The sequence below is a fragment of the Kitasatospora sp. NPDC058170 genome, assembly GCF_042883905.1.
Lineage (GTDB): Bacteria > Actinomycetota > Actinomycetes > Streptomycetales > Streptomycetaceae > Kitasatospora.
In genome coordinates, this window is sequence record NZ_JBHVUV010000004.1 from 275,707 (window position 1) to 296,220 (window position 20,514).

The following is a 20,514-nucleotide window of genomic DNA, read 5'->3' on the forward strand; positions in this document are numbered from 1 at the left end:
CCGGGGCCCCCGCCGAGGAAGCTCGACGGGGGCCCGCGGGACGGCGGCGGCTCAGGCCGCCTCGGTGACCTCCGGGCGGGCCGGGGCGGGCATCAGGCCCTCCCGCTGGCGCTTGCGGCCGAAGCGCGGCATGCCGAGGGTGATGAAGGCCTCGGCCTGCATCGCGGCGAAGCCGATCCTGGGCAGGTCCCGGTTGTTCGGGAAGACCAGGAAGCGCGGCTCCCACTCGGGCTGGAACTTCGCGTTGAACTTGTACAGCGACTCGATCTGGAACCAGCGCGAGGAGAACACCAGCAGCCCGCGCCAGGCGCGCAGCACCGGACCGGCGCCGATCCGCTCACCGCGCGCCAGCGCCGAGCGGAACATCGCGAAGTTGAGCGACACCCGGCGGACGCCCAGCGCGGGCACCGCCTGCAGGGCCGCGACGATCAGCAGCTCGTTCAGGCCCGGGTCGGCGGCCCGGTCGCGGCGCATCAGCTCCAGCGAGATGCCGTCCGGCCCCCACGGCACGAAGTGCAGCACGGCCTTCAGGTCGTCGCCGCTCTCGCCCTCCTCCGGGGCCTTGTGGGCGGTGACCACCACGCACTCGTCGTCGCCCGGGTCGCCGAAGCGGCCCAGCGCCATCGAGAAGCCGCGCTCGGTGTCGGTGCCGCGCCAGCGGGCGGCCGCCTCGGCGACCCGGTACTTCTCGTCCGGGGTGAGCTCGGAGACCCGGCGCACCTGGCAGGAGTAGCCGTTGCGCTCGATCCGCTTCACCATCTGGCGGACGTTGCGCATGGCCCGCCCGGCGAGCGAGAAGGTGGTGGCGTCGACGATCGCCTCGTCGCCCAGCTCCAGCGCGTCCAGGCCCGCCTCGCGGGTCCAGACCTCGCCGCCGACCTCGCTGCAGCCCATCACGGCCGGCACCCAGGCGTGCTCGCGGGCCTCGGCCATGAACACCTTGATCGCGCCCGGCCAGGCCTCCACGTCGCCGACCGGGTCACCGGAGGCGAGCATCACGCCGGAGACCACCCGGTAGGAGATCGCCGCCTTGCCGGTCGGCGAGAACAGCACGCTCTTGTCGCGGCGCAGCGCGAAGTAGCCCAGCGAGTCCCGCTCGCCGTGCCGGGCGAGCAGCGCGCGGACCTTCTCCTCGTCCTCGGCGGTCAGCTCCGGCTTGGGCTTCTCCGGGCGCAGCGCCAGGTAGGCGGTGGTGAAGGCGGTGATCAGGCCCATCGCGCCGAGCAGGTAGCCGACCAGGTCGCCCATCCGGTCCGAGGTGTAGTGGACCGGTCCTTCGAAGCCGAACAACCCGTACCCGACATGCTCCAGGCGCTTCAGCAGGCCCGGGTGGCCGATCTCGTACCCGGTCCTGGTGCTGACCACCAGCAGGCCGAGCAGCACGCTGACGGTGCCGGTCACCACCAGGTTGACCGCCGCCCGCCAGCGGGTGCGCGGGTCGGCCTTGGCGTAGAACTCGCGGCGGTGCACCAGCATCACCGCGAACAGCACCAGCGAGACCACGGCCGGGCCGATCTGGTGCCAGCGCAGGATGTGCAGCGCGGCGCCGACCGGCAGCAGCACGCAGACCGCCCGCCAGGCGCGCACCTTGCGGCGGCGCAGCGCGTGGGCGAGCAGCACCAGCAGCAGGCCGACCATCAGGGTGCCGGCCGCGGCCAGGGTGGTGGTCCCGCCGGGCAGCTGCCCGGCGAAGGTGTGCATCTTGGTGTGCCGGAGCTTGGGGAACACCGCGCTCGCGATGTCCACCAGCCCGATCAGCAGGCAGGCATAACCGACCGCACCGGGGAGCCAGGCCCTCGGGACGGCGGCCGCTTGGGTACGAAGTGCCTGCAGACCGCGACGGCGGGGCGGCTGCTCGGGGCTCGGCTCAACGGACACGGGAACGCTCATGGGGGTTCAGCGTAGAGGCTTCGGAGCGCTGTCCTGTCACTCCGGAGGAGGAGTTGTGATGGACCTTCATGCCTTTTCCTTCATCAGGCAATGCGCACACCAAGGAACCGGAAACGGACGGTAACCGGTGCCGATCGCGCGCTGCGATTGAGCCGTGGGGTGGGAGCCGGGGCCCCGCGCCGCGTGGCGCGGCGGGACGTCGCGCACGCGGTACGTACGGTGGACGCCGCATTCTAGGGCGCCGGTTGCGTACCACTGCCACCGGCCTCCTGGCCCGCCCCGGCGTCCGGACAGCCTAGTCGCGCTGGCCCGGGCTGACGCACCGCCAGACGATGAAGCCTGCACCGACAGCGTCCCACCGGAAGGCCGACGGCATGGAACTGACCAGCGACGCACTGGTGAACTCGCTGCTCGCACTCGGTGCGGCGACCCTCGTCACCACGCTCTGGATCTGGCCCAGACTCGGCCGGCAGCGCCCGCTGCCGGTCCTCGGACGGGTCGCCCTGCTGACGGTCATTCAGGTGACCGCCCTCGCCGTGCTGGCGCTGTCCGTCAACAACTCCTTCGGCTTCTACACCTCCTGGGACGACCTGCTCAACCCCGGCGGCACCAAGCTCGCCCTGACCAGCAACGAGAACCAGAAGGGCGCGACCCCCGCCGACGAACTGCTCCAGCCGACCAACGAGGGCGGCCTGGAGACCATCACGGACCTGCCCAAAGGGGCACCCGAGGAGGTCGGCCGGGTGGAGGCGGTGAAGATCACCGGCCCCGAGAGCGGACTCTCCGACCAGCTGTTCGTCTACCTGCCGCCCGAGTACTTCAACCCGAAGTACGCCAAGGTGCGCTTCCCCGTGCTGCTCACCCTCTCCGGCTTCCCCGGCACCACCCTGCACCTGCTGAAGGAGCTGCCCGTCCCGCAGACCGCCTGGGAGCTCCAGCGCACCGGCAGGATGGCGCCCACCATCATCGTGATGGCCCGCCCGACCGTCGCCCCGCCGCGCAACACCGAGTGCGTGGACGTGCCCGGCGGCCCGCGCACCGAGACCTGGTTCGCCAAGGACGTCCCCGAGGCGCTGCGCTCCGCCTACCGGGTCAGCCGCTCCGCCGCCTCCTGGGGCGTGCTCGGCTACTCCACCGGCGGCAGCTGCGCCCTGCGGCTGGCCATGCGCTACCCCGATGTCTACCGCAGCGCGACCGGGATGCACGCCGACTTCAAGGTCGCCGAGGACGCCGGCACCGGCGGCAACCTGTTCGGCGGCGACCAGACGCTGACGAACCACAGCGACCTCTCCTGGCGGCTGCACAACCTGCCCGCGCCGGAGCTCTCGCTGCTGGTGGTCTCCACCCGCAAGGAGACCGACTACCCGGAGACGGTGAAGTTCGTCGACCTGGCCCAGCAGGTCGCGACCGGCAATCCGCAGTTCACCGTCGAGTCGCTCTACCTGGACGACGGCGGCCACAACTTCGACAGCTGGAGCCGCGAGCTGCCCGCCGCCCTGGAGTGGATGAGCGCCCGCCTCGCCTGGACGTAGGGGGTCCGTGGCACTCGTCCGGCCGCCGTCCGGGCCCGCAGCCGGGTGATTACCGGCCGGTCGGGCGCGGCGCGCCCCGCCGCGGGGGAACGTATCGCGACCGCGCCGCCGAACGGCCGGCGCCGCCCCGGATCCGGGCAGGAGGCCCCATGCTCAGCACCCGATCACTCTTCAACGAGATCTACCAGAACGACGAGGCGTACCAGCTGTTCTGCAGCATCGCCGCGGGCGGCGAGGACCAGGGCGGCTGGGAGAACGAGCGGATCACCGCGCTCACCCGCGACCCGGTGCTCGCCCCCAAGATCGCCCGGCACGGCGCCGACGAGCGCAAGCACGGCCGGATCTTCACCCAGCTGCTGAACAAGCGAGGTCTGCCCAAGGTGGACGTCCCCGCCGAGGCCGACTACTGCATGCTGCTGGAGCGCCGGGGCGTCGGCCTCTCGCACGAGCGGCTGAACGGCGAGGCGCCGCTGGCCGAGCGCGAGATCATCACCTACCTCGTGCACAGCCGGGTCACCGAGCAGCGCGCGGCCGAGCAGATGCGCCAGCTGGTCAAGGTCTACGCGGACAACCCGGACCTCGGCCGGGCGATGCGGATGATCTCGGCCGACGAGGACAACCACCTCGCCTACTGCCACGAGGAGCTGCTGCGGCTCTCCGCCGAGGGCCACGGCCCGTTCATCCGGCACGCCCTGGAGCACAGCGCGCGCGGCGAGATCCGCACCCACCGGGACGTCGGGCTCGCGGTGACCGCCCGGCTGGCGCGCATCCTCGGGTGGCCGCGCTGGCAGCGGGCGGTGGTCACCGCCGGGGTGCACGCGCTGTACCTCTACGACCTCGCGTACGGCTGGCGGCGGATGGTGCGGCTGCGGATGCCCGAGCGCCGCAACGCCCTGGGCACCCCGGCCCCGCCGCACGCCGCGTACGACGCGGTCTGACCGGTACCGCCGGCGGCTCCTGCCGCCGGCTACCCGGCTACCGCCCGATGATGAGGCTCATCGCCTCGGCCCGGGTGGCCGGGTCGCGCAGCTGGCCGCGCACGCAGGAGGTGATGGTCTTGGCACCGGGCTTACGGATGCCGCGCATCGACATGCACATGTGCTCGCACTCGACCACGACGATCGCGCCGCGCGGTTCGAGGATCCGCATCAGCGCGTCGGCGACCTGGCTGGTGAGCCGCTCCTGCACCTGCGGGCGGCGGGCGTAGACGTCGACCAGCCGGGCCAGCTTGGACAGGCCGGTGATCTTGCCGCTGGTGGACGGGATGTACCCGACGTGGGCCACACCCCGGAACGGCACCAGGTGGTGCTCGCAGACGGAGGTCAGCTCGATGTCCTTGACCAGCACCATCTCGTCGTGGCCGAGGTCGAAGGTGGTGGTCAGGACATCCTCCGGCTCCTGCCAGAGACCGGCGAATATCTCCTTGTAGGCCCGGGCGACCCGGGCCGGGGTCTCCAGCAGGCCCTCGCGGTCCGGGTCCTCCCCCACGGCGAGCAGCAGCTCGCGGATGGCGTTCTCGGCCCGCTTCTGGTCGAAGGTCCCGACGGTGGACGGACCGTCGAGCGTCACCGGGTCGATCATGCGAGCCTCGCTAACTAGTGAAACGAACTTGGGCTGAACAGCACGGATGCCGCGCCTCCAGGGTACAAACCCTGGTGACGCGGCATCCATTCCGTACGGTGCCCTGCGGGCCGGTCAGCCCTCGACGGGCGGCTCGGCCGGCAGCGGCGGGAGCTTCACCACGTCGACCGGGGCGGCCTCGGCGGCGATGGCGGCGGCGCCGTTGGTCAGCGCCAGCTCCTTCGGGGACTGCACCGGCGGCCGGGTGGACGGCGTCCGACGGGACGAGCCCGTCCAGGCCGGCCGGGCCGGGCGCTTGACGATGGTCGCGAAGATCTCGGCGATCTGCTCCTTGTTGAGGGTCTCCTTCTCCAGGAGCTCCAGGACCAGGTTGTCGAGCACGTCGCGGTTCTCGACCAGGATCTCCCAGGCCTCGTTGTGCGCGTTCTCGATGAGCTTCTTGACCTCTTCGTCGACCAGCCCGGCGACCTCTTCCGAGTAGTCGCGCTGGTGACCCATCTCACGACCGAGGAACGGCTCCGAGTTGTCCGAGCCGAACTTGATCGCGCCGAGGCGCTCGGTCATGCCGTACTGGGTGACCATGGCCCGCGCGGTGGCGGTGGCCTTCTCGATGTCGTTCGACGCACCGGTGGTCGGGTCGTGGAAGACGAGCTCCTCCGCCGCGCGCCCGCCCAGCATGTAGGCCAGCTGGTCGAGCATCTCGTTGCGGGTGGTGGAGTACTTGTCCTCGTCCGGCAGCACCATGGTGTAGCCGAGGGCCCGACCGCGGGACAGGATCGTGATCTTGTGCACCGGGTCGCTGTTGGGGCACGCCGCCGCCACCAGGGCGTGGCCGCCCTCGTGGTACGCGGTGATCTTCTTCTCCTTCTCGGACATGATCCGGGTCCGCTTCTGCGGTCCGGCCACGACGCGGTCGATCGCCTCGTCCAGCGTGAGGTTGTCGACCAGCTTCTTGTCCGAGCGGGCGGTCAGCAGAGCGGCCTCGTTGAGGACGTTCGCCAGGTCCGCACCGGTGAAGCCGGGGGTGCGCTTGGCGACGGCCGAGAGGTCGACGTCCGGCGCGACCGGCTTGCCCTTCTGGTGCACCTTGAGGATGTCCAGACGGCCCTGGAGGTCGGGGCGCTCGACCGCGATCTGGCGGTCGAAGCGGCCCGGGCGCAGCAGCGCCGGGTCCAGGATGTCGGGGCGGTTGGTCGCCGCGATCAGGATCACGCCGCCCTTGACGTCGAAGCCGTCCATCTCGACCAGCAGCTGGTTGAGGGTCTGCTCGCGCTCGTCGTGGCCGCCGCCGAGACCCGCACCGCGGTGCCGGCCGACGGCGTCGATCTCGTCGACGAAGACGATCGCCGGGGCGTTCGCCTTGGCCTGCTCGAAGAGGTCGCGGACCCGGCTGGCGCCGACACCGACGAACATCTCCACGAAGTCCGAGCCGGAGATCGAGTAGAACGGCACCCCGGCCTCGCCCGCGACGGCGCGTGCCAGCAGGGTCTTGCCCGTCCCGGGCGGGCCGTACAGCAGCACGCCCTTCGGGATCTTGGCGCCGACCGCCTGGAACTTGGCCGGCTCCTGCAGGAACTCCTTGATCTCGTGGAGTTCCTCGACCGCCTCGTCCGCGCCTGCGACGTCCGAGAAGGTGGTCTTCGGGGTGTCCTTGGTGAGCAGCTTGGCCTTGGACTTGCCGAACTGCATGACGCGCGAGCCGCCGCCCTGCATCTGGTTCATCAGGAACAGGAAGACCAGGACGATGATCACGATGGGGAGCATCGACAGCAGCAGGCTGACGAAGGTGCTCTGCTTCTCCGGGCTGATGGTGTAGCCCTCGGAGAGCGTGCTCTGGTCGTTGTCGTTGATCTGGGCCTGGAGCTTGTCGGCGATCGCAACACCCTGGTCGCCGATGTACGAGGCCTGGAACTTGCTGCCGGACGGGGTCTTGCCCGTACCGGCGTTGGACAGCGTGGCGCCGTCCTTCAGCTGGATCTTGATCGTGTTCGAGTCACCGGTGGTGATCTGCGCCGACTTGACCTGCTTGGCATCGATCGCTGCGACGACCTGCCCGGTGTCCACCGTCTTGTAGCCGTTGGAGTCGGAAACGACCTGCATCAGCACGATGACGGCGAGGACGGCCAGCACGATCCACATGATCGGCGCACGGAAGTATCGCTTGACGTCCATCCATGCGGGGCGTTGCCGCCCCGTCCCTCCTGCCACTCAACGGCGCCGCGGGGCCGTGGCCGCCGGCGCATCCGGTCTGTGCTCATGTGAAGAGCGGTTTTATTGGACCGTACCGCAGTCCGACCCGCCCGTGGCGGGAGCACAGCGACACGACGTATTACTTTGTCCCCCTCCAACGGGCGGGAACGGCGTACTGTTCCCGCCCGTAACCCGAACGGGTCCCGGGCGCCCTCAGCCGCCGTAGACGTGCGGCGCGAGGGTGCCGATGAAGGGGAGGTTGCGGAGCTTCTCCGCGTAGTCCAGGCCATAGCCGACCACGAACTCGTTGGGGATGTCGAAACCGACGTACTTGACGTCGATCTCGACCTTGGCCGCGTCGGGCTTGCGCAGCAGGGTGCAGACCTCCAGCGAGGCCGGGCCGCGCGAGCCCAGGTTGCCCAGCAGCCAGGACAGCGTCAGACCGGAGTCGATGATGTCCTCGACGATCAGGACGTCCCGGCCGGCGATGTCGGTGTCGAGGTCCTTGAGGATCCGCACCACGCCGGAGGACTTGGTGCCCATGCCGTACGACGAGACCGCCATCCAGTCCATGGTCACCTGCGAGTGCAGGGCGCGGGCGAGGTCCGCCATGACCATCACGGCCCCCTTGAGGACGCCGACGATCAGCAGGTCCTTGCCTGCGTAGTCCCGGTCGATGCGCTCGGCCAGCTCCAGGAGCTTGGCGTCGATCTCGTCCTTGCTGATGAGCACCTTCGCGAGGTCAGCGCCCATGTCGTTCTGGTCCACCGGGGATACGTCCTCAAACGTTCGGGGTCTGTGTGGCCGACGGCCCGGCGCCCCCGGGGCATGCCTGCCCGTCAGTCGCCCTGCCGCCGAAAGACCAGCGTGCCACACCTGCGGGTGGCTTCGACGCCCCCGGGTAGGTGCAGCGGCCCCTGACCGCGCCACCCGGTGACCAGCAGATCGATCGTTTCGAGGTGCCGCGCGAAGAGGTCCCCGGCCGGACAGCCCGCCCGCAGCGCGGCTCTGCGCAGCACCCGGCGGCGGACCGCCGGAGGCAGTTCGGCCAGTTTCACGGCGTCCAGGGTGCCTTCGCCCGTCCGGAGGTCGCGCTCGGCCAGCACGGCCCACTGGTCCAGCGCGTCGGCGTCGTCGCGGAACAGCCGGGCGGTGCGGGCCAGCGCCTCGACCACGCCGCCGCCCAGGTGCTTCTCCAGCACCGGCAGCACCTCGTGGCGGACCCGGGAGCGGGTGTAGGCGGGGTCGCAGTTGTGCGGGTCGTCCCAGACCGGGATCGCCTGGGCGGAGCAGGCCTGCCGGGTGGCGGCGCGGTCCAGCTCCAGCAGCGGGCGCCGGTAGCGGCCCTTCTGGGCGGGCATGCCGGCCAGCGAGCGGGAGCCGGAGCCCCGGGCCAGGCCCAGCAGCACCGTCTCGGCCTGGTCGTCGCGGGTGTGGCCGAGCAGGACGGCGACCGCGCCGTGGCGCTCGGCGGCGGCGTCCAGCGCGGCGTAGCGGGCGTCCCGGGCGGCGGCCTCGGGGCCGCCCTCCCGGCCCACCCGGACGGGGACCGCCTCCACCGGGTCCAGCCCGAGCGAGCGCAGCCGTTCGGCCACCTGGGCGGCGCGGTCGGCGGAGCCGCTCTGGAGGCCGTGGTCGACGGTGACGGCGCCGACCCGCAGGCCCAGCTTGGGCGCCTCGAAGGCGGTCGCGATGGCCAGCGCCATGGAGTCCGCACCGCCGCTGACGGCGACCAGGACCAGCGGGGAGCCGGGTGCGGCCGGGGTGCGGGGCAGCCCCGAGGGGTGGCGGTGGGCGTTGCCGATCAGGGTGGTCCCGACGGCGGCGACCGCCAGCGGCGCCCCGGTCGGGCGGTCACGGGGCTCGCGCACGGGCGCGGTGAAGGTGGTGCCGGCCTCGCTGGCGAGGTCGGTGAGCGTGCGGCGTACGGCCAGGCGTATCGCTGCGACGGCGGGGTGTGGGCCCACGGCGGACGACTCCTCGGCGGAGGGGGAACAGGACGGCGGGGGCGCGGCGGAGCGGCACACATCGTGAGCACCGTGTTACCGGGCGCTCACAGATGGTGGCAGAAAGGAGGCACCCGCTACGCCACCCGCGCCACCGGTACGACCACCGTCCCACGTACGGGTGAATGAAGAAACGTATCTTCACCCGCCATCTGCACGATTGGACCACTCGTACGAACGGGTTTGACCGCTGCCGACCGCCCTTCGGACCGAAGGCCCGCGCCCCGGGCCGCCGACGCCCGCCGGCGCCGGAGGCAGCGGGCGGGCGGGGGCGCGACCGGGGCGCGGCGGAGGAGCTGCCCGGGGGCGGAACGGGCGGGTGTCAGCGGCCCACCCGGGCGACCCAGGCGGCCGGGTCGTGGATCTCGTCCTTGGTCGGCAGGGTGTTCGGCGACGTCCAGACCCGGTTGAAGCCCTCCATGCCCACCCGGTCCACCACGCCGCGGACGAAGACCGCGCCGTCCTGGTACTGGCGCAGCTTGGCGTCCATGCCGAGCAGCCGGCGCAGCACCAGGTCCAGCCGGTTGGCACCGCGGTCGCGGCGCTGCTGGAACTTCTCCCGGATCTCCGCCACGCTCGGCACCACGGCCGGGCCGACCCCGTCCATGACCACGTCCGCGTGGCCCTCCAGCAGCGACATCACCGCCGTCAGGCGGCCCAGGATCTCGCGCTGCGCGGGCGACTGGACGACCTCCAGCAGCGTGCCGGGGGCCGCGCCGTCGCCGCGGCCGCCGAGGCCGGGCAGGCCTCCGCCGAGCGCGCCGGCCGCGTCCCGCAGCCGGTCCAGCAGGGCGCCCGGGTCCACGTCCGTCTCGGACAGGAAGGACTGCACCTCGGACTGGATGTGGTCGCGCAGCCACGGCACCGCGGTGAACTGGGTGCGGTGGGTCTCCTCGTGCAGGCAGACCCAGAGCCGGAAGTCGGCCGGGTCGACGTCCAGCTCCCGCTCGACGTGCACGATGTTCGGCGCCACCAGCAGCAGGCGGCCGGGGCCGGGGCCGTCCGGGCCGAGCCGGGGCTTGTCGAACAGCGCGGCCGGGCTGTCCGGCGCCTCCAGCGAGGGCTCCGCCGGGGCGAAGGTCTCGTACTGGCCGAGCACCTTGGTGGACAGGAAGGCCAGCAGCGCGCCCACCTCGATGCCGGTGGCCTTCTCCCCCACCGTGCCGAGGACACCGGCCGCGGCGCCGCCCGTCCGGCGCGCCTGGAGCTTCTCCACCAGCGGCTGGACGATGGTGCGGAAGCCCGCCACGTTGGCGCGCACCCAGCCGGGGCGGTCCACGATCAGGACCGGGGTGGCGGCCGCCTCGGTGAGGCTGCTGGAGCGCATCCCGGTGAACTCCCGGACGTGCTCCTCGGCCTCCAGGGCGTGGCGGCGCAGCTCGGCCACCACGGCGGCCGCCTCGGCGCGGCTCACCTCCGGCCCGGGCCGCACCAGCCTGGTCGCGGTTGCGACCGCGAGATTCCAGTCGACCATGTCAGCACCGCCGCTCGCGCTCGTCATGCCCTCACCGTACGTGCTCCCGCCCATCGGGGGGAGCCACAGGTGCCGACGTCTCGCGGAGCGCGCCGTTCGGCGGCGGGGTGCCCGGGCCCGCGGGCGAACCCGCCTGCGGCGTACAGGCGGAGCCCCCGGTCAGTGGCAGCCGCAGGCGGCGAGCCTGGCGACGATGCGGTCCATGGCGGCGCGGGCGGTGTCGACGGGCGCGGCGGTCCTGGTCATCACCGCGAAGGAGAGCTGTCGCCCCTCGGCGTCCACCACCAGCCCGGCCAGCGTGTTGACCCCGCTCAGGCTGCCGGTCTTGGCCCGCACCAGGCCGGCCGCGTCGCCCGCGCCCGAGCCGGAGCCGAAGCGCTTGCCGAGGGTGCCGGTGAAGCCGGCGATCGGCAGGCCCGTCAGGACCGGGCGCAGCTGCGGGTACTGCTCCGAGGCGGCCAGTGCGAGCAGCCGGACCAGAACGGCCGGCGGGATCGCGTTGCCGGGGTGCAGGCCGCTGCCGTCGTTGAGCACCACGCCGGTCATCGGGACGCCGAGCCGGGCGAGTTCCTGGGTGACGGCGGTGGCGGCGCCCTCGAAGCTGGCCGGCTGGTGTGCGGCCAGCGCCGCCTGACGGGCGATCGCCTCGGCGAGCGTGTTGTCGGAGGTGGTCAGCGTGCGCTCGATCAGCCGGGTGACGGTCGGCGAGTCCACCCGGCCGAGGACGGGGGCGGTGGCGGCCGAGGGGGCCGCCGACGGCTTGGGCGCGCCCTCGACCGTGATGCCCTGCGCCTTCAGCAGGGCGGCGAAGGCCTCGGCGGCCCGCCCGGCCGGGTCGGCGACCCGGGCCGGCGCGTCCTCCCGGCTCTTCGGGTCGACCCGGCCCTCGTCGACCATCAGCGGAACGACCAGGGCGATGTTCGCCGCGTCGTGGTTCTTGTGCTGCGGGTTGCCCGCGTAGAGGGCGAGGTCGTAGTCCAGCTTGACGGTGGCGGTGCCGGACGCCCTGAGGGCCGCGACGGTCTGCCGTGCCAGGGCGTCCAGCGAGGCCGGGGCGGTGTCGGCGTCGGCGGGCGCGCCGCCGATCTGCACCTGGTCGGCGGGCAGCGCGGTGAGGGTCGGGTCGCCGCCACCCACGAGGGTGATCTCGCCGGGGTTCGCGCCCTTGACGACCCGGGTGCTCAGCCGGGTGTCGCCGGGGATCAGCGAGAGCGCCGCGATCGCGGTGGCGAGCTTGGTGGTGGAGGCGGGGGTGGCGGGGGTGTTCTCCCCTGAGCCGTACAGCAGTTGACCGCCGGCGGGGTCCGCGACGGCGAAGGTCACGGTGCCGAGGTTCTTGTCGGCGAGCGCGGCGGCGAGCGCCTGCTGCAGGCCCTGCGCGGTCGGCACCACGGCCGCCGGTCCGGCGTCGGCGGAGGCCAGGACGGCCCCGGCGGCGGGCGCCGGGCGGGCGGCCCCGGACTGGGCGGCGGACTGGGCGGCCGACGGCGCGGCCGAGCCGCCGGGGGCCGTCGTACCGGTGCCGGTCCCGCCCGGCGGCGGGGAAGGCTGCGCGTACGCACCGCCCGAGGTCAGCACCGTACCGGCGACCAACAGCGCCGCTCCGAACAGCCCCGGGGCCGTCCCCCTGCGACGTCGCCCCACCCCGACCCCAGCTCCCACCGACAGGCCCCTTTCCTGAGCACTCACTCCCGTAGGAGACACTTGGATTCTGTCAGTACCTACCTTGGAGGAACCGTTGGAGTTCGACGTCCTGATCGAGATCCCGAAGGGCTCCCGCAACAAGTACGAGGTCGACCATGAGACCGGTCGCCTTCGTCTGGACCGGATGCTCTTCACCTCGACCCGCTACCCGGCCGACTACGGCTACGTCGAGGGCACCCTCGCGGACGACGGCGACCCGCTGGACGCGCTGGTCATCCTCGAGGAGCCGACCTTCCCCGGCTGCCTGATCAAGTGCCGCGTCATCGGCATGTTCAAGATGACGGACGAGGCCGGCGGCGACGACAAGCTGCTCTGCGTCCCGGCGACGGACCCGCGCTGGGAGCACCTGCAGGACATCCACCACGTGTCGGAGTTCGACCGTCTGGAGATCCAGCACTTCTTCGAGGTCTACAAGGACCTGGAGCCGGGCAAGTCCGTCGAGGGTGCCAACTGGGTCGGCCGCGCCGAGGCCGAGGCCGAGGTCACCGCGTCGATCAAGCGCCTGGCGGAGTCGGGCGGCCACTGAGCCGTGGTACCGATCTCGTTCGCCCAGGGCAGTTCGAGGTAGGTCGAGGCAGTCGGAGGCCGGGGTGTCGCGGAATCGTCCGCGGTCCCCGGCCTTCGCCGTACCCGGGCCCGGTTTTACCGACACCATGTCGGCATCACGTTGACTTAGGTTAGGCTAACCATAACAATCAGGGATGATCCCGATCTCTGGAGGCCGCATGTCCACGCCCGAGCAGCCCGTCCCGTTCTCCACCGTGCTCCGCACCGCGAGCAGCGAGGAGCACGAGGCGGCGGAGCAGTCCTCGTTCATGAGCCACCTGCTCGGCGGACGGCTCGGGGTCGATGCCTACGCGGACCTCACCGGCCAGCTCTGGTACGTCTACCGCGCCCTGGAGGGCCGGGCCGAGGAGCTGGCGGAGCACCCGCTGGCCGGGCCGTTCATCGACCGGGCGCTGCTGCGCACCGCCGCCATCGAGCGGGACCTGGCCCACCTGCGCGGTCCGGACTGGCGTACGGGGCTCACCCCGCTGCCCGCCACCGCCGCGTACGTCGCCCGGGTGGAGGAGCTGGCCGCCGAGTGGCCGGCCGGGTACGTCGCGCACCACTACACCCGCTACCTCGGGGACCTCTCGGGCGGTCAGATCATCCGCGGCATAGCCGAGAGGACCTGGGGCTTCGAGCGCAAGGGCGACGGCGTGCGGTTCTACGTCTTCGAGGAGGTCGACAACCCGGCCGCCTTCAAGCGCGACTATCGGGCCAGGCTGGACGCCGCCGGGCTGGCGCTGGACGACATCGAGCGCCGCCGGGTGGTCGAGGAGTGCAAGCGGGCCTTCGTGCTCAACGGCGCCATCTTCCGCGACCTGGACGCGCGCTACCCGCTGAGTGCATAAACGTTTCCCCCCGACAGCGGGTCGGCCCCGGCGAGCAGGTGCTCGCCGGGGCCGCGTGCGTGTGCGGGACCGTCAGGCCCGGGCCTCGGCCCGGGCGCCGCGACGGCGGACCAGGACGGTGGCGCTGCCGCCGAGCAGCAGCAGGCCGACGGCGGTGGCCAGCAGCGGCACCACGGGGGTGTCCGAGCCGGTGGAGGCCAGCGAGGCGCCGCCGGTGGTGCTCAGCGAGGCACCGCCGACCGTGCCGGCGCCCGCACCCGAGCCGGAGCCCGTGCCGGTGCCGGTGCCGGTGCCCGCGTTGGCGCCGCCGCCCGCCGTGGTGCCGGCCGGGACGGTGGGCGGCAGCTTGGCGTTCCTGTCGAAGACCAGGGCGATGGTGACCGGGTCGAGGGCCTCGCCCGCCGGGTAGTTGGCGAAGGCGGGCACGCCTTCGGCGGTCAGCGCGGCCGGCACGGCGGAGAGCGTCACCACGCCGTTGACCGGGGCGACGTTCGCCTTGGACAGGTCCAACCTGGCGATCCGCGCGGCGCTGAGCGCGGTGTCGGGCGCGCCGTTGCGGCCCTTGCCCTTGACGTCGGCGGTCAGGTAGGCGCCGTCCCCGTCGATCCGCACGCCGAACCCGGAGAGGGTGGTGTCCAGCTCGTAGGCGCCGGCCCTGTCGGCGTGGCCGAGGAAGCGGACCGAGCCCTTGAAGCCGGCCGACACCACGTGGGTGGTGGTGTTGTAGGTGCCGGTGGCACCGCCGAAACGCCAGTCGGCCGCGCCGCCGCCGAACTCCACCTTGCCGTTGGCCAGCGGACCCGTCAGGTACTTGCGGAAGCTCTCCTTGACCGACCAGTCCAGGGCGCCGTCGACGATGGCGAGTTCACCGTTGGAGCTCGGCGCGGCGGTGGTGGACGGGCTGCCGGTGGTGGAGGGGGTGGCCGTCGCGGTCGGGCTCCCGGTCGCCGGGGCGGTGGAGCTCGCGGACGGGGACCGGGTGCCGGAGGGGCCGGTGGTCGCCGTCGGCGAACCGGTGGCGGTCGGCGAGGTGGTCGCGGACGGCGAGGTCGAGCCGCTCGGCGAGGTGGTGGCGGACGGGCTGCCGGTGGCGCTCGGCGAGGCGGTCGCGCTCGGGGACCGGGTGGCCGACGGCGTGGCGGTCGGCGACGGGGTGGTCGGGCTCTGCGCCAGCAGCAGCGCCAGCGGGTCCATCGCCGAACCGGCCGGGTAGAAGCCGGCGAACACCTTGGCGCCCTGCTCGGTGAGCGTGGTCGCGGTCGACGTGCCGTTGGTGGTGTCCCGCCCGACGGTGAAGGTCGCCAGCGGCACGTCGTCCCGGCGGGTGACGTCCGGGGAGCTCATCGACTCCTTGGAGGCGGTGTCGGCGGTGATCGTGCCGGTCGTGCCCGCCGTGGTGATCCGCAGGTCGGTCAGCGCGATGTCCAGCGCGCCGTGGTGCGCGGAGAAGTGCACGCCGCCGGTGAAGGACGAGCTGAGCACGTGGGTGGCCAGGTCGTACGAGGCGCCGGCCAGGCCGAAGTGGAAGCTGCCGTCGGCGTTGCTTGTGGCGCCGCCGGTCAGCTCGACCGAGCCCTGGCCGATCGGGCCGGTCACGTAGCTGCGGAAGCTGGCCTTCACGCCCCAGTCCAGCGCGCCGGTGTCGTACGTGACGCTGCTCGGACCGCCCGCACCGAAGGCCGGCGCGGGGGCGCCGAAGGCGGTCAGGCCGAGGCCGGCGGTGGCCGCCGCGAGGGCGGCCAGCCTGGTCCGGTTGCGGCGGCCCGTGCGCGGGGCGGTGCTGCGGGACATGGTGGTACTCCGATCGATCGACGGGGAAAGGTGGCGGAGCGTCAGGACGCTTCGGGGGTGGCGGACTTGTCGCGCCGGCGCCAGGCGAGCACGCCGCCGGTCGCGGCCAGCGCGGCGACGAGCAGGCCGCCGACCAGCGCCACCGGCGGGACGCCGCCCGAGGTGGAGGCCGCGGCGGCGGGTGCCGCGGCGGGCGAGGTGCTGGCGGACGGGGCCGGCGCGGTGGCGGGGGCGCTGCCGATGTCCGGCAGCGGGGGCAGCGCGGCGGCCGGGTCGAGGGCGACGGCGAAGCTCAGCGGATCCATCTCGGTGCCCGCCGGGTAGAGGCGGCCCAGCGCCCGGGCGCCCGCCTCGGTGAGCTTCAGCGGGAGCTCGGAGGCCTTCAGCAGGCCGCCCTCCGGCTTGAGCCCGGAGGCGTCGAATTCACCCAGCTCCACGGCGTCGAGCTGCTGCGAACTGCCGTCCGGCGTACGGCCGGAGACGTCCGCGGTGAGGTGGCCCCGGCCGTCCGCGACCCGTACGCCGGGGTTGCCGAGGGTCAGGTCGAGGCCGTACGCCCCGCCGTCCTGCAGGCCGGTGAAGCGGACGCTGCCGCCGAAGGCCGCGGTGAGGGCGCCGGTGGCGGGGTCGTAGCCGCCCCTGGCCGGGGCCCAGCGGAAGAACGCGCCGCCGTCCGCCGAGCCGCCGCCGAGCTCCCAGCGGCCCTTGGCGATCGAGCCGGTGACGTAGTCCCGGAAGGTGCGCCGGACGCCCCAGTCGAGCACACCGGCCGTGAACTCGGTGCGGGCCGGCTCCTGCGGGGCCGCGGTCGGGGCGGGAGGGACCGGGGCGTCGGCCGGCGCAGCGGTCGTCGGCGCGGCAGTCGTCGGGGCGGCACTGGCCGGGGCAGCGCTGGTCGGCGCGGCGCTCGGGGTGGCGGACGGGGCGGACGCGGGCAGGTTGACCGAGAGCGTGAGCGGATCCAGCGCCGTCCCGGCGGTGTAGAAGTTGCCGAAGGCCCTGGCCCCCGCGTCCGTCAGGGTCGCGGGCACGCTGCTGAGCGTCAACGTCCCGGCCGCGCCGCGCAGATCGAGACCGGACAGCGCGAGGTCGGCGAGCCTGGCCTGGCTGACGCTGCTGACCTGGCCGGTCTCCTTGGACTTGCTGCTGACGTCGGCGTAGAGCCCGGCCGCACCGCCCTGGACGGCCCGGAAGGTCAGCCGCCCGATGCTCAGGTCGAGCGCGTCGACGCCGTTCTCCCGGTGGCCGGTGAACCGCACGCCGCCGGAGAACGAGGCGCTCAGCGCGCCGGTCGCCGGATCGTAGGAGCCCTGCGCCGAGTGGAACCGGAAGGTGCTCCCGCCCACCGTGGCCGCACCCCCGGTCAGCCCCCAACTCCCCTTGGCGATCGGACCGGTGACATACGTCAGGAAGGACTGCCTGATCCCCCAGTCCAGCCGTCCGCCGGAGACCCTCCCCTCCGCGGCCGCGGCCTGGCCGGGCAGTGCCGCCACCACCAGGAGGGCGGCGATGGCGGCCACCAGGCGGGCGGCCAGACGGCGGAGCCGACTGGGCAGCGGCACGGCGGATCACTCCTCGGCATGACGGGGGAAGGGGTCGGCGAAGGCCGACCCCCTTGCGAAGCTCAGGTAAGGCTAACCTAATATATGAGTCAAGAGGCCCCGACGGTCACCCCGGTTGCACGGCGGCCGACGACGGCAAATCCCAAGGAAGGGACGCATGTTGAGCAGCACGATCCGACACCGGGCGGCCCGCGGGCCCGCCCTCCTGCTGCTCGCCCTCGGCCTGCTGCTCGCCCTCGTCGGCTGCGGCCCGGACGCCGGCAAGCCCGCGGCCGGCGCCTCGCGCGCCCCGGACGCGGTCGAGCCGCTGCCCGTCGCACCCGCCCCGCAGCTGCCCGCCACCACGGCGTCGGCCGACGGCCCTCAGGTCACCGTCGCCAGCGCCGAGCGGATCATCCCCCTCAACGGCAGCCTCGCCGAGATCGTGTTCAGCCTCGGACTCGGCTCCAAGGTGGTCGCCCGGGACGTCTCCACCACCTTCCAGCAGGCAGCCGCGCTGCCGGTGATCACCCAGGCCCACGACGTCTCCGCCGAGGGCGTCCTCTCGCTGCACCCCACCGTCGTCCTCGCCGACCGCTCCACCGGACCGGCCGAGGCCGTCGCGCAGATCCGCGCGGCCGGCATCCCGCTGATCGTCCTCGACGACGCCAAGCGGCTCGCCGACATCGACGGCCGGATCGACACCGTCTCCGCCGCCCTCGGAGTCCCGGACGCCGGGCGGCAGTTGAAGGAGCGCACCGAGCAGCGGCTCGGCGCCGCCAAGGCCGCGCTGCCGACCGGGGGCGGCCACCCCAAGGTCGCCTTCCTCTACCTGCGCGGCAGCGCCTCGGTGTTCCTGCTCGGCGGGCCGGACTCCGGCGCCACCTCGCTGATCGAGGCCGTCGGCGGCGAGGACGCCGGCAGGACGGCCGGACTCACCGGCGACTTCACCCCGCTCACCAGTGAGGCGCTGGTCAAGGCCGCCCCCGACGCCATCCTGGTGATGAGCAAGGGCCTGGAGTCGGTCGGCGGCGTGGACGGCCTGCTGAAGCTCCCCGGCGTCGCCCAGACCCCCGCCGGGCTGGACCGCAGGATCGTCTCGATCGAGGACGGCCAGCTGCTCAGCTACGGCCCGCGCACCCCGCAGGTGCTCGGCGAGATCGCCGCACAGCTCTACCCGGCGGCCGCCAAGTGAGCGCCACGGCGCAGAAGCGGACCGCCTCGGTCGCGGCCCCCCGCCGCACCACCGTGATCGTCGCCGCCCTCGCCGCCGCCCTGGTGCTCTGCGCCCTGCTCGCGGCCGGGATCGGCGCCTACCGCATCCCGCTCGGCGACATCCTGGCCTCCTTCGCCCACCGGCTCGGCCTCGGCGGGCACGCCCTGGACCGCGTCCCCGAGTCGGTGCTCTGGAACGTCCGCCTCCCCCGGGTGGTGCTCGCCCTGCTGGTCGGCGGCTCGCTCGGCTGCGCGGGCGCCCTGATGCAGGGAGTCTTCGGCAACCCGCTCGCCGAGCCCGCCGTGATCGGCGTCTCCTCCGGCGGCGCGGTCGGCGCGGTGGCCTGCATCGTGCTCGGCCTGGACTCCCTGGGCAGCTGGACGATCACCGTGTCCGCCTTCGCCGGCGGTCTGCTGACGGTCTTCGCGGTGTACGCGATGTCCCGGGCGAACGGCCGCACCGAGGTCGTGACGCTGATCCTCACCGGGGTCGCGGTCAACGCCTTCTGCGGTGCGCTGATCGGCCTCTTCCTGTTCACCGCCGACTCCGCCGCGATCAGCCAGGTGACGTTCTGGCAGCTCGGCTCGCTCTCCCAGGCCACCTGGGGCAAGGTGCTCGCCGTCCTCCCGTTCGCCGTGGCCGGACTCGCCGTCGCCCCGCTGTACTCGGGCCGGCTGGACCTGCTGGCCCTCGGCGAGCGCCCCGCCCGCCACCTCGGCGTGGACGTCGAGCGGATGCGCCTGGTCCTGGTCACCGTGGTCGCCCTGCTCACCGCCGCCGCCGTCGCGGTCAGCGGCATCATCAGCTTCGTCGGCCTGGTCGTCCCGCACCTGCTGCGGATGCTGGCCGGACCGGGCCACCGCTTCCTGCTGCCCGCCTCCACCCTCGGCGGCGCCCTGGTGCTCGTCGTCGGCGACCTCGCCGCCCGCACCATCGCCGAGCCCGCGGAACTGCCGCTCGGTGTGCTCACCGCGCTGATCGGCAGCCCGTTCTTCTTCTGGCTGCTGCGCCGCACCCGGACCAAGCAGGGAGGCTGGGCATGAGACTGCGCACCGGCAAGGCGGTACCCGAGCGGCCGCTCCTCGGAGCGGAGCTGCTCACCGCCGAGGCCGTCCGGCTGGCCGTCGGCGGCCGCGAGCTGCTGGCCGGGGCCTCGGTACGGGTGACGGCGGGCGAGGTGCTGGCCCTGCTCGGCCCGAACGGCGCCGGCAAGTCCACCCTGCTCTCGGTGATCGCCGGCGACCTCCCGCCGACCGGCGGCGAGGTCCGGCTGCGCGGCCGCCCGCTGGCCGACTACCGCACGGTCGAACTCGCCCGGCACCGCGCGCTGCTGCCGCAGTCCGCCGCGCTGTCCTTCCCCTTCCCCGCCGGCGAGGTGGTCCGGATGGGCCGCGCCCCCTGGGCGGGCACCGCGGCGGCCGCCGAGGACGAGGCGGTGATCGCCGAGGTGATGGCCGCCACCGACTCCACCGCCTTCGCCGAGCGCCCGTTCACCGCGCTCTCCGGCGGCGAACGGGCCCGGGTGGCACTCGCCCGGGTGCTGGCGCAGCGCACCCCGCTCCTGCTGCTCGACGAGCCGACCGCGGCCCTCGACCTGCGCCACCAGGAGCTGGTGCTGCGGGTGGCCCGGGAGCGGGCCGCCGCCGGGGACGCCGTGGTCGTCGTCCTGCACGACCTCTCGCTGGCGGCGGCCTACGCCGACCGGGTGGTGCTGCTGCGGGCCGGGGCCACCGTCGCGGACGGACCGGTGGCGGAGGTGCTGCGCGCGCCGCTGCTCAGCGAGGTGTACGGCCACCCCGTCGAGGTGCTGCCGCACCCGCGCACGGGCGTCCCGCTGGTGCTGCCGGAGCGCCCGTAGTCCCGGGCCGCTCGAAGCCCGCAGAGCCTGCGGAGCCCGTCGGGTCGGTGGAGCCCAGGGCCGGTCAGCCCTCGTCGTCCAGCCGGAAGCCGATCTTGAGGCCGACCTGGTAGTGCTCGATCCGGCCGTCCGCGAGGTGGCCCCGGACCTGCGTCACCTCGAACCAGTCGAGGTTGCGCAAGGTCCGGGAGGCCCGCTCGACCCCGTTGCGGATCGCGGCGTCGATGCTCTCGGTGGAGGACCCGACGATCTCGGTGACCCGGTACACGTGCTCGCTCATGGCGGACTCCTCAGCTGTGCGACGGCCCCCGGTCCACCGTGCACCGCCCGCGGG

17 protein-coding genes are annotated in these 20,514 nt (G+C 73.4%); 7 read left to right on the forward strand and 10 right to left on the reverse strand.

Annotated elements, in window-relative coordinates:
* Positions 1-51: 51 nt before the first annotated feature.
* Positions 52-1,890: a phosphatidylglycerol lysyltransferase domain-containing protein gene (locus ACFVVX_RS07410; RefSeq protein ID WP_387942400.1), complete on the reverse strand. Its 1,839-nt coding sequence runs from the start codon at positions 1,888-1,890 to the stop codon at positions 52-54.
* Between the two features lie 374 nt (positions 1,891-2,264).
* Here ACFVVX_RS07410 and ACFVVX_RS07415 point away from each other — a divergent pair, with 374 nt between their 5' ends.
* Both ACFVVX_RS07415 and ACFVVX_RS07420 read left to right on the forward strand, forming a co-directional pair.
* Complete coding sequence (locus ACFVVX_RS07415; protein WP_387942402.1) at positions 2,265-3,422, forward strand: alpha/beta hydrolase; 1,158 nt, start codon at positions 2,265-2,267, stop codon at positions 3,420-3,422.
* 149 nt (positions 3,423-3,571) lie between these two features.
* Complete coding sequence (locus tag ACFVVX_RS07420; protein WP_387942404.1) at positions 3,572-4,360, forward strand: ferritin-like domain-containing protein; 789 nt, start codon at positions 3,572-3,574, stop codon at positions 4,358-4,360.
* Positions 4,361-4,397: 37 nt separating this feature from the next.
* On the opposite strand, the gene folE is transcribed toward ACFVVX_RS07420, so the two are convergent.
* The 6 genes from folE to dacB all read right to left on the reverse strand — a co-directional run bounded on the left by folE (position 4,398) and on the right by dacB (position 12,266).
* Positions 4,398-5,003, reverse strand: coding sequence for a GTP cyclohydrolase I FolE (gene folE / locus ACFVVX_RS07425; RefSeq protein ID WP_380647818.1), 606 nt, complete (start codon positions 5,001-5,003; stop codon positions 4,398-4,400).
* Positions 5,004-5,117: 114 nt separating this feature from the next.
* Complete coding sequence (gene ftsH / locus ACFVVX_RS07430) at positions 5,118-7,175, reverse strand: ATP-dependent zinc metalloprotease FtsH (RefSeq protein WP_387942407.1); 2,058 nt, start codon at positions 7,173-7,175, stop codon at positions 5,118-5,120.
* A 231-nt stretch (positions 7,176-7,406) separates the two neighbouring features.
* Positions 7,407-7,961 (reverse strand): hypoxanthine phosphoribosyltransferase, encoded by a 555-nt coding sequence (gene hpt / locus ACFVVX_RS07435; protein ID WP_030059589.1) that lies wholly within the window; start codon positions 7,959-7,961, stop codon positions 7,407-7,409.
* A gap of 71 nt (positions 7,962-8,032) precedes the next feature.
* On the reverse strand, positions 8,033-9,160 hold the full coding sequence (gene tilS / locus ACFVVX_RS07440) for a tRNA lysidine(34) synthetase TilS (RefSeq protein ID WP_387942409.1): 1,128 nt from the start codon (positions 9,158-9,160) through the stop codon (positions 8,033-8,035).
* Between the two features lie 361 nt (positions 9,161-9,521).
* Positions 9,522-10,700: a zinc-dependent metalloprotease gene (locus tag ACFVVX_RS07445; RefSeq protein WP_387942411.1), complete on the reverse strand. Its 1,179-nt coding sequence runs from the start codon at positions 10,698-10,700 to the stop codon at positions 9,522-9,524.
* A gap of 132 nt (positions 10,701-10,832) precedes the next feature.
* Positions 10,833-12,266, reverse strand: coding sequence for a D-alanyl-D-alanine carboxypeptidase/D-alanyl-D-alanine-endopeptidase (gene dacB, locus ACFVVX_RS07450; RefSeq protein WP_387942413.1), 1,434 nt, complete (start codon positions 12,264-12,266; stop codon positions 10,833-10,835).
* A gap of 145 nt (positions 12,267-12,411) precedes the next feature.
* Between dacB and ACFVVX_RS07455 the strand changes: the two genes are divergently transcribed.
* Positions 12,412-12,903 carry an inorganic diphosphatase gene (locus tag ACFVVX_RS07455; protein ID WP_387942415.1) on the forward strand — a complete coding sequence of 164 codons (492 nt, stop codon included), beginning with the start codon at positions 12,412-12,414 and terminating at the stop codon, positions 12,901-12,903.
* A gap of 199 nt (positions 12,904-13,102) precedes the next feature.
* On the forward strand, positions 13,103-13,774 hold the full coding sequence (locus ACFVVX_RS07460; RefSeq protein ID WP_387942417.1) for a heme oxygenase (biliverdin-producing): 672 nt from the start codon (positions 13,103-13,105) through the stop codon (positions 13,772-13,774).
* Positions 13,775-13,846: 72 nt separating this feature from the next.
* Here ACFVVX_RS07460 and ACFVVX_RS07465 read toward each other — a convergent pair whose 3' ends face one another.
* Positions 13,847-15,565, reverse strand: coding sequence for an HtaA domain-containing protein (locus tag ACFVVX_RS07465; RefSeq protein WP_387942419.1), 1,719 nt, complete (start codon positions 15,563-15,565; stop codon positions 13,847-13,849).
* 41 nt (positions 15,566-15,606) lie between these two features.
* Positions 15,607-17,127: an HtaA domain-containing protein gene (locus ACFVVX_RS07470; RefSeq protein WP_387942421.1), complete on the reverse strand. Its 1,521-nt coding sequence runs from the start codon at positions 17,125-17,127 to the stop codon at positions 15,607-15,609.
* 157 nt (positions 17,128-17,284) lie between these two features.
* Here ACFVVX_RS07470 and ACFVVX_RS07475 point away from each other — a divergent pair, with 157 nt between their 5' ends.
* The 3 genes from ACFVVX_RS07475 to ACFVVX_RS07485 are packed head-to-tail and all read left to right on the forward strand — an operon-like array spanning position 17,285 to position 20,180.
* Positions 17,285-18,301: a hemin ABC transporter substrate-binding protein gene (locus tag ACFVVX_RS07475; protein WP_387942423.1), complete on the forward strand. Its 1,017-nt coding sequence runs from the start codon at positions 17,285-17,287 to the stop codon at positions 18,299-18,301.
* Between the two features lie 53 nt (positions 18,302-18,354).
* Positions 18,355-19,365, forward strand: coding sequence for a FecCD family ABC transporter permease (locus ACFVVX_RS07480; RefSeq protein ID WP_387942543.1), 1,011 nt, complete (start codon positions 18,355-18,357; stop codon positions 19,363-19,365).
* Positions 19,362-20,180: a heme ABC transporter ATP-binding protein gene (locus tag ACFVVX_RS07485; protein ID WP_387942425.1), complete on the forward strand. Its 819-nt coding sequence runs from the start codon at positions 19,362-19,364 to the stop codon at positions 20,178-20,180. The genes ACFVVX_RS07480 and ACFVVX_RS07485 overlap by 4 nt, the downstream gene beginning before the upstream one ends.
* Before the next feature lie 64 nt (positions 20,181-20,244).
* Here the strand turns inward: ACFVVX_RS07485 and ACFVVX_RS07490 are convergent, their stop codons facing one another.
* Positions 20,245-20,460, reverse strand: coding sequence for a dodecin (locus tag ACFVVX_RS07490; protein ID WP_387942427.1), 216 nt, complete (start codon positions 20,458-20,460; stop codon positions 20,245-20,247).
* Positions 20,461-20,514: the final 54 nt, after the last annotated feature.